The 15,705-nt window shown below is 71.5% G+C and carries 7 protein-coding genes; 5 read left to right on the forward strand and 2 right to left on the reverse strand.

Features of this window, described 5'->3' with window-relative positions:
- The first annotated feature begins 22 nt into the window (after positions 1 to 22).
- The 5 genes from OM076_RS17940 to OM076_RS17960 all read left to right on the forward strand — a co-directional run bounded on the left by OM076_RS17940 (position 23) and on the right by OM076_RS17960 (position 11,902).
- Complete coding sequence (locus OM076_RS17940) at positions 23 to 733, forward strand: DUF1932 domain-containing protein (RefSeq protein ID WP_270041409.1); 711 nt, start codon at positions 23 to 25, stop codon at positions 731 to 733.
- The gene (locus tag OM076_RS17945) at positions 730 to 1,779 is read left to right on the forward strand and encodes a helix-turn-helix transcriptional regulator (protein ID WP_270041410.1); all 1,050 of its coding nucleotides are present in this window, start codon (positions 730 to 732) and stop codon (positions 1,777 to 1,779) included. The genes OM076_RS17940 and OM076_RS17945 overlap by 4 nt, the downstream gene beginning before the upstream one ends.
- Before the next feature lie 57 nt (positions 1,780 to 1,836).
- Positions 1,837 to 9,732, forward strand: coding sequence for a beta strand repeat-containing protein (locus tag OM076_RS17950; RefSeq protein WP_270041411.1), 7,896 nt, complete (start codon positions 1,837 to 1,839; stop codon positions 9,730 to 9,732).
- Positions 9,733 to 9,743: 11 nt separating this feature from the next.
- Positions 9,744 to 10,571 (forward strand): SDR family oxidoreductase, encoded by an 828-nt coding sequence (locus tag OM076_RS17955; RefSeq protein ID WP_270041412.1) that lies wholly within the window; start codon positions 9,744 to 9,746, stop codon positions 10,569 to 10,571.
- A gap of 74 nt (positions 10,572 to 10,645) precedes the next feature.
- Complete coding sequence (locus OM076_RS17960; protein ID WP_270041413.1) at positions 10,646 to 11,902, forward strand: ATP-binding protein; 1,257 nt, start codon at positions 10,646 to 10,648, stop codon at positions 11,900 to 11,902.
- A 447-nt stretch (positions 11,903 to 12,349) separates the two neighbouring features.
- Here OM076_RS17960 and OM076_RS17965 read toward each other — a convergent pair whose 3' ends face one another.
- Complete coding sequence (locus OM076_RS17965; protein ID WP_270041414.1) at positions 12,350 to 13,840, reverse strand: CoA-acylating methylmalonate-semialdehyde dehydrogenase; 1,491 nt, start codon at positions 13,838 to 13,840, stop codon at positions 12,350 to 12,352.
- Positions 13,837 to 15,681 carry a 3D-(3,5/4)-trihydroxycyclohexane-1,2-dione acylhydrolase (decyclizing) gene (iolD, locus tag OM076_RS17970; RefSeq protein WP_270041415.1) on the reverse strand — a complete coding sequence of 615 codons (1,845 nt, stop codon included), beginning with the start codon at positions 15,679 to 15,681 and terminating at the stop codon, positions 13,837 to 13,839. Before iolD ends, OM076_RS17965 begins: the two co-directional genes overlap by 4 nt.
- Positions 15,682 to 15,705: the final 24 nt, after the last annotated feature.

A 15,705-nucleotide genomic window follows, 5' to 3' on the forward strand; every position in this document is an offset into this window, starting at 1 on the left:
GTCGGAGCGTAAGGATCTGCTCATGACGATCGCCGTCCTGCACCCCGGAGAGATGGGATCCGCCGTCGCGGCGGCGCTCCGCCACGACGTGATCTGGGTCGCCGACGGGCGGTCTGAAACGACCGCGGAACGGGCACGAGCGGCCAACATGACGCCCGGCGACCCGCTCGAGGCCGACGTGATCCTCTCGATCTGCCCACCTCACGCGGCGCGCGACGTCGCGCGCTCGGTCGGCGCGTTCGACGGCATCTATGTGGACGCCAACGCGATCTCCCCGGCGCGCGGCGCGGAGGTCCGCGCGCTCGTGCCGAACGCCGCGTTCGTCGACGGCGGCATCATCGGCCCGCCACCCACCCGCGCGGGCACGACGCGCCTGTACCTGAGCGGGGAGCGGGCGTCCGAGGTCGCCGACCGGTTCGCCGGCACGATCGTCGACGCGCGGATCGTGGCCGACGCCGGCGCGCTCAAGATGGCCTACGCCGCCTGGACCAAGGGCAGCGCGGCGCTCCTGCTCGCCGCCCACGAGGCCGCGGAGGCCTACGGCGTGGCCGACGCGCTCGACGCCGAGTGGGCGGACCTCGGCCTGCTCACCCGCCTCGAGGCCGCGCGGGTAGCCAAGTCGGCCAAGGGTTGGCGCTGGATCGCCGAGATGGAGGAGATCGCCGATACCTTCGCGGCGAAGGACCTCCCCGAGGGCTTCCACCGCGCGGCGGCGGAGGTCTACCGCGCATGACGCTCCCCGAACGCGAACTCCACGGCCTGCTCGAGCTGCTCGGCGAAGCCCACCACGCCGAGAACCGCGCCATGTTCCGCACCGCGATGCTCGACGTGCTGCCGCGGATCATTCCGGCGGCCTACACGTCCTACAACGAGGTCTCCGCGGTCGACGGGACGCCGCTGGTGGCGATGGTCGCGCCCGAGCCGTCGCAGCGGATCCTCCAGCAATGGGGCCGCTACGGCCACCAGAACCCGCTGGTGCAGCGCTACCTCGCCACCCGCGACGGGCGCGCGTACCGGCTCTCGGACGTGATCGAGATGAACGCGTTCCGCGAGCGAGAGGTCTACCACGAGGTGTTCGTGCCGCTCGGCGTGGAGCACCAGCTCGCGGTCACGCTGCCGGCGCCGCCGCGGCTGCTGATCGGGCTGGTCTTCGCCGATCCCGACGACTTCACCGACGACCAGAGGCGGATGCTGGACCTCGCCCGCCCGCACCTGATCCAGGCGCACGCCAACGCCGCGCTGCGCGAGCGGCTGCACGACGTGCTCAAGGCGGTCGAGGCGGGGTTGGACGACGTCGGCGAGGCGATCGTCGTCACCGACGCCCACGACCGGATCGCGTTCTCCACGCAGGCGGGTCGCGCGGCGCTGGCACTCGTCGACCACGGCGCCAAGGACCGGATCCCCGAGGAGCTGCGCAACACGCCCGCGCCCGCGCACGCGGTGATGCCGGTCGACGGCGGCAACCCGCTGGTGGTGCGCCGGCTGACCCCCAAGGGCGGCGCCACGGTGTTCATGTTCGAGCGCGGGTCGCGCGGGGCGCCGCTGAGCCTGCTCGCGTCGCTGGGTCTGTCCCCACGCGAGGCCGAGGTGCTGCAGTCGATGATGCGCGGCAACTCGACGGCGACGATCGCGCAGCAGCTCAAGGTGACGCCGAAGACCGTCTACAAGCACTCGGAGCGGATCTACGGGAAATTGGGCGTCAACGACCGGATCGCCGCGGTGAGCGCCGCGTGGGCGGCCCTGGACTCCGGTGCAGCGGACCCCTCATCGAACGTCTAGCAGTACGCAATCCTCCGAATTGATCGGCATCGGGGGCGTGGAGAGACTCGCCTCTCCATGGTCGCCGCTCTCCGCTCGCTGCTCGTCGCGACGGCGCTTCTCGCCGTCTTCGCCACCACCGCCGCCGCGCAGGATCCCGCCTGCGACCGCAACTGGACCGGAGGGAGCGGCAACTTCAATGAGGCCGCCCACTGGCCCAACGGCGTGCCCGGAACGCAGGAACGCGCGTGTCTGCCGGCGGGCAACTACACCGTCACGGTGACCGCCGGCACGTCGCCGAAGGGCGTCACCGTCGGCGCCGGGGTGACCGTGGTGATCAAGCAGTTCCAGTACATCGACGCGCGCAGCGCGAGCTTCCTCAACCACGGCACGGTGCAGCTCGAGCAGAACGCGACGCTCTACGGACCGCTGGCGAGTGACGGAACGGTCGAGGACACGGGGACGATCCCGGCGGGCAACAACCGGCCGACGATCGTCGGCTCGATCGTCAACTCGGGCACGCTCCGCGCCAACCAGGGCCTGCAACTCCAGCGCAACGACGGCACCTTCGAGAGCACGGGCACGCTCGCGACGGGCAGCGCGGACTCGCTGCTCAACGGCACCGGCTACACCGACAGCCCGTGGACGATCTCCGGCAGGGTCAACAACCCCGGCCTGATGCAGTTCCAGGGCGGGACGATGCGCGTGCGCGCGATCACGACGCAGACCGGCAACGCGTTCCGCACCTACGACTCCAAGCTCGACCTGACCGGCGCGACCGGCGCGACGGTGGAGACGAACAACACGGTCGACTTGACGACGAACATCCCGGCGGGCGTGACCGTGCGGGTGACCGGCCGCACCAACGACGGCTACCTGCGCCTGGACGCCGACCACACCAACAACGGCACGCTCGTGTTCGACTCGACCGACCAGTTCCGCGCGACCTACCTGACCAACTTCAGCGCCGCCGCGCGGTTGACGAACGCGGGCACGCTGCGGCTCACGGGCGTCACCGGTGCGGACCGCAACGTCCGCATCCCGATCACGAACACGGCCGCGGGCACGATCACCGTCGACGCCGGCAACCGGATGGTCTTCCAGAACGACGCGGGCGAGACGATCACCGCCGGCACGTGGAACGCCAACGGCAACGTCTGGGTCCAGGGCGGCAGCACCGCTCCCGCCCAGATCACGCAGACCGGCGGCACGATCACGGTCGCCAACGGCGTCACGCTGTTCGTCACCACCGGCGGCCGCTACGTCCACCAGGGCGGGACGACCGCGGGCGAGCTGCAGTTCCAGAACGGCTCGACGATCGACGCCTCCGGGCCGGGCGCCGCGACCTACCACGTCGTCGGCTACGTCACGCTGGCGGGCAACGTCAACGCGGCCGGCACGATCAACCTCGAGGCCGCCGGCGGCCAGCCCGCGAACCTGACGCTGACCGCGCCGTCGACGATGGCGGGCCGGATGACGTTCACCACCGGCGGCGCCAACGCGCAGGACACCGAGATCAACGGCGGCCAGCGGTTGACCGTCACCGGGCGGATCGACGTCCTGCGCGGCCAGGGCGGGACGCGCCACTTCAAGCTCCCGCTGACGCTCGCGGCCACCGGCCAGTTCAACGTCGAGGCGCTCACGACCGCTCTGCTCGACGGCAACGACACGTACGCCAGCACGATCGCCGGCACGCTGACCGTCGCCGGCGGCGCGTACTTCGGCGTGCGGTCCGGAACCCAGACCGTCACGCAGACCGGCGGGACGATCAACGGCGCGGGCGCCTTCAGCATCGAGAACCTCAACGCCTTCGTGCACCAGGGCGGGACCGTCCCGGGCGAGCTGGCGCTGCAGAACGGCGCCTCGCTCGACCCGTCAGGACCCGGCGCGGCGGCGTACCACGTGGTCGGCAATGCCACCCTCGCGGGCGACGTCAACGCCGCGGCGACGATCACCGCCGAAGCCGCCGGCGGTCAGCCGGCTCAGCTGGCGCTGAACGCGCCGCGCACGGTGGCCGGCCGGATCATCCTCACCACGACCGGCCCCAACGCGCAGGACACCATCGTCACCGGCACGGGGCGGCTGACCGTCACCGGCCGCGTCGACGTCCAGAAGGGCGTCGGCGGCATCCGCCACTTCGCCGTCCCGCTGACGGTCCCCGCCGGCGGGCAATTCAACGTCGGGGCGGACGCGACCGTCTATGTCAACGGCAACGGCAACACGCTCGACCACCAGCTGGCCGGCAACGTGACCGTCGCGGCCGGCGGCCTGCTGCTGTTCCGCGTCGCGACCCAGACCGTCACCCAGACCGCCGGCACGATCACCGCGACGGGAACGTTCAACGTCGAGGGCAACACGTTCGTGCACCAGGGCGGCAACGTCGTCGGCCGGGTCACGGTCTCCAGCAGCGGCCTGCGCGGCCGGCTCGACCCCTCGGGGCCTGGCACCGCGGCCTACCTGATCGCCAACTCGGTGAACCTGATCGCCGACGTCAGCGCCGACGCCGAGCTCGACCTCGGCACCAACACCGTCGGCGGCCAGATCTACGTCCCCGAGCGCGACGTGACCAACCGGGGCACGATCCAGGTCGGGCAGGAAAACTCGCAATACGGCGGCACGCTGTCCGACGACGGCCAGCCCTACACGCTGACGAACGCGGGCTCGATCACCGCGGCCAAGGGGACTCCACACACGCTGAACCTGCGGGTGGTCAACACCGGCACGCTGACCGCCAATGACGGCTTCGGCGGCATCGCGTCGTTCACCGACAAGCCGCTGATCACCAACAGCGGCGGCACGGTGACGATCAACAAGACCTACCTCACGACCTGGCGCGGCTACACGCAGACCAGCGGCCTCACCGACATCATCGACGGGTCGCTCGGCAGCCCCCGCATCCCGGCCGACATCCAGATCCTGGGCGGGCGCCTGCGCGGCACGGGCGTCATCACGGGCCCGGTCACCAACGCCGGGACGGTCGAGGTCGGCCGCGCGGGCACCTACGGCAAGCTGGCGATCAACGACGTCTTCGACCAGATCGTGCGCGTGGCCGCGTCGTACACCCAGACCCCGACGGGCCGGCTCGCGGTCGACATCGGCGGCACGGCCGCCGGCACGAGCTTCGACCAGCTGACGGTCCAGGGCCCGGCGACGTTCGACGGGGCGCTCGACGTCGCCACCGCGGCCGGCTACACGCCCACGCCGAACGTCGACAAGTACCGGGTCGTGCTGTCCGAGACCCGCACGAAGGAGTTCGCCAACCTCACCGGCGGGCGCTTCTACACGCTCTCGCACGACACCACGGGTGCCCTGCTGACCGGGCGCGTCGCGCCGCCGCCCGCGTCCGAGCTGACGATCGGCGACGCCCACGCGCTCGAGGGCGCCGGACCGCTGACGTTCACCGTCACGCTGTCGAAGGCCTCGACCGACCCCGTGACCGTGGACTGGACGACCGAGGACGACACGGCGGCCGCGGGCGCCGACTACACCGCCAGCTCGGGCACGCTGACCTTCCCGGCGGGAACCACCACGCAGACGCTGACCGTCCCGGTCGTCAATGACGCAACCGTCGAGGGCGTCAAACAGCTGCTCCTGCGCCTCCGGCATCCGGTCAATGCCACGCTCGACGTCGCGACCGGCATCGGGCGCATCGAGCCGGACGACGTCGGCATCACCAACCGCGCGCCGACGAGCGTCGGCGTCGCCGGCAACGCCACGATCGTCGTCACCGGCGGCGGGTTCGGCGCCGGCACGACCGCCAAGCTGGTTCGCGCCGGCGAGGCCGACCGCGCGGGGACGATCACCTCAGGACCCGAGAACGGCTCGAAGTTCGCGGTCCGCTTCGACATGCGCGGCGCGACCCAGGGTCAGTGGCTGCTCGTCGTGACCGCACCGACCGGCAGCGCGAACACGCCGATCACCGTCCAGAGCGGCGCCTCGGCGCTGTACTCGACGCTCAGCGTCCCCAGCTCGCTGCGCTACGGCTGGGTCGGCCGCGCGATCCTGTCGCTGCGCAACGCGGGCGCCAACGACGTCGGGATCGAGATGGTCCGGTTCGTCGGCAAGGACCTGAAGGTGCGCGCGGTCGGGGCGACCGAGTTCAGCGACCGCCTGTCGGTCACCGATCTCGGCGACGCCGAGACGATCCCGGCGCTCTCGACCCGGACCGTCGTCGTCGAGGTCCTCTCGACGACCACGGTCGGCCACGCGTTCATGGGCCTCGACGCCGAGGTCTACCCCAGCGGCTACCTGTCGGAGACGATCGCGGGCAGCGACCCGGACCCGGGTACCGGTTCGATCTCGGGCCATGTGACGAACGCCGCGGGCGCTCCCGTCCGAGGCCTGCGCGTCAACGCGGTCAACGGCCCGCGCTCGGCCTCGACGGTCACCGACGGCTCCGGCGCGTACACGCTCAAGCCGCTCAAGCCCGGCAGCTACGCGGTTGAGGCGGGCGGCGCCAAGAGCTCCGCGACGGTCAACGAGAACGCGCGCACGGTCGACCTGACGACCGGCGTCGCCGACCTCTCCGGGACCGTCGGCAAGGGCGACGCGATCCTCGCGCTGCTCGCGGACGGCAAGGCCGTGGCCACGACCGCGGCGGACGCGACCGGCGGCTTCCGCTTCCGCGTCGCCAAGCCCGGCACCTACACGCTGGTGGCCGACTCCCCCAGCAGCGGGCGCGCGAGCCGGACGGTGACCGTCGCGGCGGGCGTCGACCAGCCGGGACTGTCGCTCACGCTCGGGACGCGAGCGCTGAACGTGACCGCGGGCAACGGCGCGAAGGTGCGCGTGTGGCCGGCCGGCGAGCAGGATCTGCCGTCCGAGCGGACCGCGGGAGCCGGCGGGGTCGCCGCGTTCACCGGCCTGCCGGCGGGGGCATTGACCGTCGAGGCGCGAGCGGCCGGCAAGGCGCCGGCGCGCACCACCGTCGCCGCGGGAGCGACCGCCGTCACGGTCACCCCGGCCGCCGCGACGTCGATCGCGGGCCGCGTCACCGCCGCCGGCGCGCCGGTCGAGACCGCGCTCGTCGTCGCGACGGCGCCGACGGGCGGCGAGCAGCACGTCGCGGTCACAGGCGCCGACGGCCGCTACACGATCGGCGAGCTGCCCGCCGGCACCTACGACGTGTGGGTGCTCGGGCCTGCGTATGCGCCGCTGGTCAAGCGCGGGATCGCGACCGGGACCACCACCGCGGATGCCGCGGTCGTGACCACGGGCGCCTCGCTCGACGTCAAGGTCGGCACCGGGCGGGTCGGGGCGATCGTCCAGGCGATCGATCCGGCGACGCGGGTCATCGTGGCGTCGGCCGCGACCGCCGAGCTCGCCGCCACGGCCACGCTCAGCCCGCTGCCGGCGGGCACGTACTCGATCGAGGCGGGCGGCGCCAAGGCGCAGACCGTCACCGTCGGAGGCGGTGGGGCGAAGGCGGCCCGCGCGGCGGCGTACGCGGGGGTCACGCTCGACGAGGACGGCTACCCGGTCGTCGCCGATCCCGAGCCCGACCCGGCCTACGAGGCGTACTACGAGCCGTGGAGCCTGCTCAAGGCGCCGCAGCCCAACGAGAAGGACCGCCTGCACTGGGACGACGTCGACGCCGACTACCCCGGCCCCTGCCCGACGGCGGACCGGCTCTTCGACACGATCCTGCTCAAGCAGAAGATCAAGGTCAAGGCGTTCCAGCGCTGGATCGACGCGTGGAACGCCGCGGGCGAGGGCAACGCCGCGGACGTCGGGCTGTACCTGTCCAAGAGCGCGCTGCTCGGGGCGAACATGGCGGCGACGATCGCCTTGATGGGCAAGGCGCCCGCGGGCGTGAACCCGCTGGTCGCCTCGGTCGCCCAGACCCAGGCGAACATGCTCGGGACGATCGCGACGAACTTCGCCGGTCAGGGCTCGCAGTTCTCGTTCGCCGACGCGGCCGGGATGTTCAAGGACATGGTCGACATCCTCGCCGTCGCCGAGGCCGAGGAGCTCGGCAAGGCCAGCGAGCTCTCCTACCTGTCCTCGACGATCAGCATGCTCAAAGGCCTGATCGAGCTCAGCGACGAGCTGCGCGCGGTCCCCAACGAGGTCAAGTCGCGCGGCGACGCCTACCTGACGGCCCAGGACCAGTACGAGCGCCTGATCCGCGAGATCAACGACCTGCTGAAGGTCTACGCGGAGGCCAAGCAGCACTGCCCAGAGCTGATCGACCGCGGGCCGAAGCCGCCGGTCACCTCGGGCGGGCAGGTCGAGAACATCACCTCCAACGACCCGAATGAGATCTACGGGCCGAAGGGCGTCGGCGCGCAGGGCTGGATCCCGCGCTCGCAGGCGCTCGGGTACTCGATCCGCTTCGAGAACCTCGGCCCGGGATCGGTCATCCCGCCCGGGCAGCAGCCGGCCAGTGCCCCCGCGACGGTGGTCAAGGTCGTCACGACGCTCTCGCCCTCGGTGAACATCGACACCGTGACGCTGGGCGGCGTCGGCTGGGGCAAGGTCGAGCTGCCGGTGCCGGCGGGCTTGACGAGCTACCACAAGGACGTCCCGCAGGCTGACGGGGACATCGTCCGGATCGATGGGGCGGTCAACGTCGCAGCGCGATCGATCACGTGGACGCTGAAGACGATCGACCCGGCAACGGGTGAGATCGACGGGTCGCCGACGGCGGGCTTCCTCCCGCCCGAGGACGGCACGCGGCGCGGCCAGGGTCACGTCGACTACCAGGCGGGCACGGCCGACGCGGCCGCGCAGGGCGCGTCGATCAGCGCCAACGCCACGATCACGTTCGACGTGAACACCCCGATCGCCACCAACACTCACACGAACACGGTCGACGGGACCGCGCCGGCGGCGACGCTGACGCTCAGCACGGCGTCGTGCGACGGCAAGCTACCGGTGTCGTGGACGGGCACGGACACCGGGTCGGGCATCGCCGCCTACGACGTCGAGGTCTCCGGCGACAGCGGTCTCAGCTGGCATCCGTGGCAGGCGGGCACGGGGGCGACGTCCGGCACCTATTCCGGCACCCCCGGGCAGGCGTACGCGTTCCGCGCGATGGCGCGCGACGCCGTCGGCAACCAGGAGCCCGCCCCGGCGACGGCGGACGCCACGATCACGCTCGGCGCCTGCGATCTGACCCCGCCGCGGACCAGCGCCATCCTGCCGGCCGGCGCGGTCGGCGGCTGGTACGGCGGGCCGGTGCACGTCACGCTGGCCGCGGTCGACGCCCCGGGCGGCTCCGGCGTGGCGGCGCTGCGCTATGCGGGCAAGCAGGTCGCGGCGGCCACGGCCACGGAGCGGGTCAGCGCGGAGGGCGTGACCGACTTCGCGTTCTCCGCGGTCGACGCCAAGGGGAACGCGGAGGAAACCGGGCACCTGCCGGTCCGGATCGACACCGCCGCGCCGGCGATCACCGGGACCGACGGCGCCGCGTACGCGGTGGGTGACGCGGCCGCGCCGGACGCGGCCTGCACGGACGCCGGCTCGGGCGTCGCCACGTGCTCGGTGCCGGCGGGGCTGGACACGTCGGCCGTGGGCACGTTCAGCTACACCGTCGACGCCGCCGACAAGCTCGGGCACACCGCCTCGCGCACGTTCACCTACACGGTGAGCGCGGCGCCAGTCGAGCAGCCCGGCCAGCCGGCGCCGGCGCCGACCCCCACGCCGTCCGCGGGACCGGCGTTCGGCGCCAAGCCGGTCAACGTGAAGCTGGGCAAGATCACCCGCACGACCGCGGTGGTCACGTTGACGAGCAAGGAGGCGTTCGCCTTCACGGGAAAGGCGACGCTGCTGACGACCGCGAAGAAGCCGAAGGCGCGGTCGAAGGTCGCGTCGTTCTCGCTGGCCAAGGGCAAGAGCGGGAAGGTCACGCTCAAGCTCAAGCCGGCGCTCAAGAAGGGCAAGGCGGTCAAGCTCGTGCTGCGGCTGGAGCTCAGGTCCGGCGCCGCGACCAAGACGGTGGAGGTGAAGCTCACGGTGCGCGCCGCCCGGTAACGTCGGGCGCTGTGACCCTTTCCGGCAAGACGCTGTTCATCTCCGGGGCGTCGCGGGGCATCGGCCTCGCGATCGCCCTGCGCGCCGCCGCCGATGGCGCGAACGTCGCACTGATCGCCAAGACCGCCGAGCCGCATCCGAAGCTCGAAGGCACCGTGTACACCGCCGCCGCGGCGATCGAGGCGGCGGGCGGGCAGGCGCTGGCGATCGTCGGCGACATCCGCTCCGAGGAGTCGGTGGTGGCCGCCGTCGCCGCCGCGGTCGAGCGCTTCGGCGGCATCGACATCTGCGTCAACAACGCCTCAGCGATCGACCTGCGCGGGACCGAAGCGCTGGACATGAAGCGCTACGACCTGATGCAGGACATCAACACCCGCGGCACCTTCACGGTCACCAAGGCCTGCGTCCCCCACCTCAAGACCGCTGAGAATCCGCACATCCTCACGCTCTCGCCGCCGATCGGCCTCAAGCCGCAGTGGCTCGGCCCGCACATCGCCTACACGATCGCCAAGTACGGCATGTCGCTCTGCGCCCTGGGCTTCGCCGAGGAGTTCCGCGAGGCGGGCATCGCCTCAAACGCCCTCTGGCCGCGCACGCTGATCGCCACCGCCGCCGTGAAGAACCTGCTCGGCGGCGACGCCGCGATGGCCCGCGCCCGCAAGCCCGAGATCTACGCCGACGCCGCCTACACGATCCTCACCCGCCCTTCGCGCGAATGCACGGGCAACACCTACCTCTGCGAGGACGTGCTCGCAGAGGAAGGCATCACCGATCTGTCGTCATACGCCTACGTCGAGGGCGCCGATCTCCAGGTCGACCTCTTCGTCGACCACGTCTAGCGCGGGCGAGCGCCAGTATCTCCCGCGTACCAGCGCTACTATCTCGCGTGTCAGAGCGCTAGTATCCCGGCATCGTGCCTGCGCTCGATGCTTCGTACGTGCCTCGCCTGGTCGATCTGCAACTGGACGCGCTCGCTGCGCAACTGCCGGCCGTGATGGTCACCGGCGCGCGGGCGACGGGCAAGACGACGACGCTTGCAAGACGCGCCGCCACCGTCGTGAGGCTCGACGTCGCGGCGCGGGCAGCTGCGTTTGAAGCCGATCCTGACGCGGCGCTGCGCGGTCTCGAAGAGCCGGTGCTGCTCGACGAATGGCAGGCCGTCCCGTCGGTACTCGGCGCCGTGCGCCGCGCCGTCGAATCCGAACCTACGGGGAACCGGTTCCTGCTGTCGGGGCCGGTGCGCGCGGAGCTCGATCACGGCGTGTGGGCCGCGACCGGGCGGATCGTCCGGCTCTCGATGTTCGGAATGACCGTCCGCGAACAGGCAGGACAGATCGAGGGCGCGAGCTTCTGGGACAGGCTGGCCAACGGCGACGACCTGCCCGTGCCCGGCGACACGCCGGACCTACGGGGGTACGTCGAGATAGCGCTTCGTGGCGGCTTCCCGGCCGCGGCGCTGCGGCTGTCCGGGCTCGCTCACCAGGCCTGGATGGACAGCTATCTGGAGAACCTGCTCACCCGCGACGTACCCGCGGCAGCCGGGGAGACGACCCGCCGGAGAGACCCCGTCAGGGTGCGCCGCTACTTCGAAGCGTGCGCGCTGAACTCCGCGGGTGAGGCGGAGCACAAGACGATCTACGAGGCGGCGGGGATCAACCGGATGACCGCGCTCGACTACGACGATCTGCTGACCCGCCTGTACGTGATCGACGCGCTGCCGGCGTGGGAGACCAACCGGCTCAAGCGGCTCACGCGCACGGCGAAGCGATACGTCGCGGAACCGGCCCTGATCGCCGCCGCCCTGCGATTGGACGTCGCCGGGGTCCTGGCTGACGGGAATCTGCTCGGACGGCTGTTGGACACCTTCGTGGCCGCGCAGCTGCGCCCGGAATCGACGGTGTCCAACAGCCGTCCGCGGCTGCATCATCTCCGAACCCAGTCGGCTCGCGAGGAGGTCGACATCGTCGCCGAGCTCGGCGGTGGACGGGTGATCGGCGTGGAGGTCAAGGCCGACGCGGCGCCTGACCGGCGCGCCGCGCGGCATCTGGTGTGGCTGCGCGACCGGCTAGGCGACCGCTTCGTCGCCGGGGTCGTGCTGCACACCGGACCGCGCCCGTTCGCGCTCGACGAGCGAATCGTCGCGGCGCCGATCAGCTCCATCTGGGGATGACGAGAAGCCCAAGCCGGTCGTGTTCGCCGACGTTCACAGCGTCGTGTCCCGCCTTCACGCTGCTCTACAGGACGCACGCAGCTAGATAAGCGCCGGACTGACGGCGGAGCCGACGTTTTCCGCCGACGTCGGTGAACCCGACGGCGAACGCAACCACGCGGCGCACGAACCTCTGCGGGTCCCTCGCGGCTCCCGGCCCCGAGCCCAAACGCCGCGCTCAACCCGCCGGCCGAGCGCTCACCACGCTTTGTCAGCTTCGCTAGCTACGCCAGCTCAGGGACACAAAGTGGAGCACTTTCAGATCCTGAAACTGGTGAACTTTCGCGTCCTGCTGACACGGGCCACTGCATCTGCGTCTAGGCATTGAACCCGGCGGACGACAGTCCAAACAGAGCTCGAAACGACGGATACGGTCAAGGGGCGGGGCTTCGTTACTGCCCCGCCGAACTAGGTTGCGGTCGGGAAGTGCATGTGGGCGGCGTCGAGGGACTCGGGCCAGCGGGTCGTGACGACCTTCGCGCGGGTGTAGAACTTGATGCCCTCGGGGCCGTGGATGTGGTGGTCGCCGAAGAGGGACTGCTTCCAGCCGCCGAAGGAGTAGAAGGCCATCGGGACCGGGATCGGGACGTTGACGCCGATCATGCCCACCTGGATCTTGCGCTGGAAGGTGCGGGCGGCCTGGCCGGAGGCGGTGAAGATCGCTACGCCGTTGGCGTAGGTGTTGCGGTTGATGAGGTCGATCGCCTCGTCGAGGGTGTCGACGCGGACGACGCCGAGCACCGGGCCGAAGATCTCGTCCGTGTAGACGGACATGTCGGTGGTGACGTTGTCGATCAGGGTCGGGCCGACCCAGAAGCCCTCGCCCTCGATGTCGAGCTCGCGGCCGTCGACGACGACGTCGCCCTCGCCGCGGCCGATGTAGTCGACGATCCGGTCGCGGGCGGCGCCGGTGACCACCGGGCCCATCTCGGAGTCGGGCTCCAGGCCCGGGCCGACCTTGATCGCGACGGCCTTGGCGCGCAGCTTCTCGACCAGCTCGTCGGCGGCGTCGCCGACGGCGACCGCGACCGAGATCGCCATGCAGCGCTGGCCGGCCGAGCCGAAGCCGGCGGCGGTCAGGTGGTTGGCGGCGAAGTCGAGGTCGGCGTCGGGCATGACGATCGCGTGGTTCTTGGCGCCGCCGAGCGCCTGGACGCGCTTGCCGGCCGCGGACGCGCGCTCGTGGATGTACTTGGCGATCGGCGTCGAGCCGACGAAGGAGATCGCGGCGACGTCCGGATGGTCGAGCAGCGCGTCGACCGCGACCTTGTCGCCGTGGACGACGTTGAACACGCCGTCCGGCAGACCCGCCTGCTTGTAGAGGTCGGCGATGAAGTTGGAGACGCTCGGGTCGCGCTCGGACGGCTTCAGGACGAACGTGTTCCCGGTCGCGATCGCCATCGGGTGCATCCACAGCGGGACCATGATCGGGAAGTTGAACGGCGTGATCCCCGCGCACACGCCCAGCGGCTGCCGGAAGGAGTGCAGGTCGACGTCGGTGGAGACCTGGTCGGAGAACTCGCCCTTGGTCAGCTCGGCCACGCCGCAGGCGAACTCGACGACCTCCATGCCGCGGATGACCTCGCCCTTGGCGTCGTCGAAGGTCTTGCCGTGCTCGGCCGAGATGATCCGCGCGAGCTCATCGGTGTGCTGCACGATCAGCTCGCGGAACGCGAACATCACCCGCGCGCGCCGGGTGACCGACGTGTCGCTCCAGCTCTCGAAGGCCGCCTTGGCCGCCTGCACGGCGGCGTCGACGTCCTCGGCCTCGCCGAGCAGGACGCGGCGCTGCTCGTGGCCGGTCGCGGGGTCGTAGACCGGGGCGGTGCGGGTGGAGGCGCCGTGCGTGGCGCGGCCGCCGATCTGGTGGTCGATCGTTTCGAGCTGGACGGTGCTCACGGGAGGGTCCTCACGGTCTCTGATGTCTTCAGGTACGTCTTCTGGGTCGCCTTGTCGCGCTCGTAGGCCTCGCGGGCGGCTCGGGTGGTCTCCAGGGCCGCGATCTCCGCCACCGGCACGTCCCACCACGCCTCGGAATCGGGCGCCGGGACGAGCGGGTCGGTCTCGATCTGCACGACGGTCGTCCGGTCCGACGCCACCGCCCTGCGCAGCGCGCTCTCGAACTCACCGATGTTCGACGAGTAGAGGGCTCGCGCACCGAGGCTGGCGGCGTTCGCGGCCAGATCGACCGGCAGGATCTCGTCCGTCCCACGGTAGCGGTACTTCGTTCCGAAGCGCTGGGAGCCGACCGATTCGCTCAAGGCGCCGATCGACGCGTACCCGTGGTTCTGTACGAGCACCACGGTGAGCTTGATGCCCTCGGCGACCGCGGTCACGAGCTCCTGGGCCATCATCAGGTAGGAGCCGTCACCGACCAGGACGAAGACCTCGCGGTCGGGCGCCGCCAGCTTCACGCCGAGCCCGGCGGCGATCTCGTAGCCCATCGTCGAGTACCCGTACTCGACGTGGTAGCCCTTCGGGTCGCGCGTGCGCCACAGCTTGTGCAGGTCGCCGGGCATCGACCCCGCGGCGCAGATGACGACGTCGCGCGGGCCGCTGACGCGGTTGACGACGCCGAGCACCTCGCTCTGGGCGGGGAGCGGCGTGTGGCCGAGGTTGTAGGCGCGCTCGACGACCGCGTCCCACGTGAACTCGGGCGTACTCCACGACGATCCCTCGAGCGCTTCGGTGAGCGCCTCCAGCCCGGTGCGGGCGTCGGCCAGCAGCGGAAGCCCGGAGTGCTTGGTGGAGTCGACCGGCGCGACGTTGAGGTTGATGAAGCGCACGTCCTCGTTGGCGAAGATCGAGCGCGACGCGGTCGTGAAGTCGCTCCAGCGCGTGCCGACGCCGAGGACGACGTCGGCTTCGCGGGCGAGCGCGTTGGCGTCGGTGGTGCCGGTCGCGCCGATCGCGCCTGCGGACTGCGGGTGGTCGTAGCGCAGCGAACCCTTGCCCGCCTGGGTCTCCGCGACCGGGATGCCGGTCGCGGCCGCGAGCGCGGCGAGCGCGTCCGTCGCCCCGGCGTAGATCGTCCCGCCGCCGGAGACGATCAGCGGGTTGCGGGCGTGGCGGAGCAGTCCGGCGGCCGACGCCAGCACCTCGGGCTCAGGGACCGGGCGCCGCACGCGCCAGACGCGCTTGTCGAACAGCTCCGGCGGCCAGTCGTAGGCCTCGGCCTGCACGTCCTGGGGCAGGCAGAGCGTGACCGCGCCGGTCTCCGCCGGGTCGGTGAGCACGCGCATCGCGCCGAGCAGCGCCGGGACGAGCTGCTCCGCCCGCTCCACGCGGTCCCAGTAGCGCGAGACGGGCCGCAGCGTGTCGTTGACGGTCATCCCGAACCCCGTCGGGTCCTCGAGCTGCTGCAGCACGGCGCCGGACGCGCGGCTGGCGAACACGTCGCCGGGGAGCAGCAGGACCGGCAGGCGGTTGATGGTCGCCAGCGCCGCGCCGGTGACCATGTTGGTCGCGCCGGGGCCGATCGAGGAGGTGCACGCGAGCGTCTGCAGCCGGTTGCGCATCCGCGCGTAGCCGACCGCGGTGTGCACCATGCCCTGCTCGTTGCGGGCGTGGTAGAAGGGCAGCGCCTCGGTCTCCTCCAGCAGCGCCTGGCCGACGCCGGCGACGTTGCCGTGCCCGAAGATCCCGAAGCAGGCGGGGATCAGCCGCTGCTGGACGCCGTCGCGCTCACTGAACTGCACGCTCAAGAACCGCACCAGCGCCTGAGCCACCGTCAGTCGCATGGACCCACCGTGATCGCGTCGAAG

The sequence above is a fragment of the Solirubrobacter ginsenosidimutans genome (assembly GCF_027587205.1).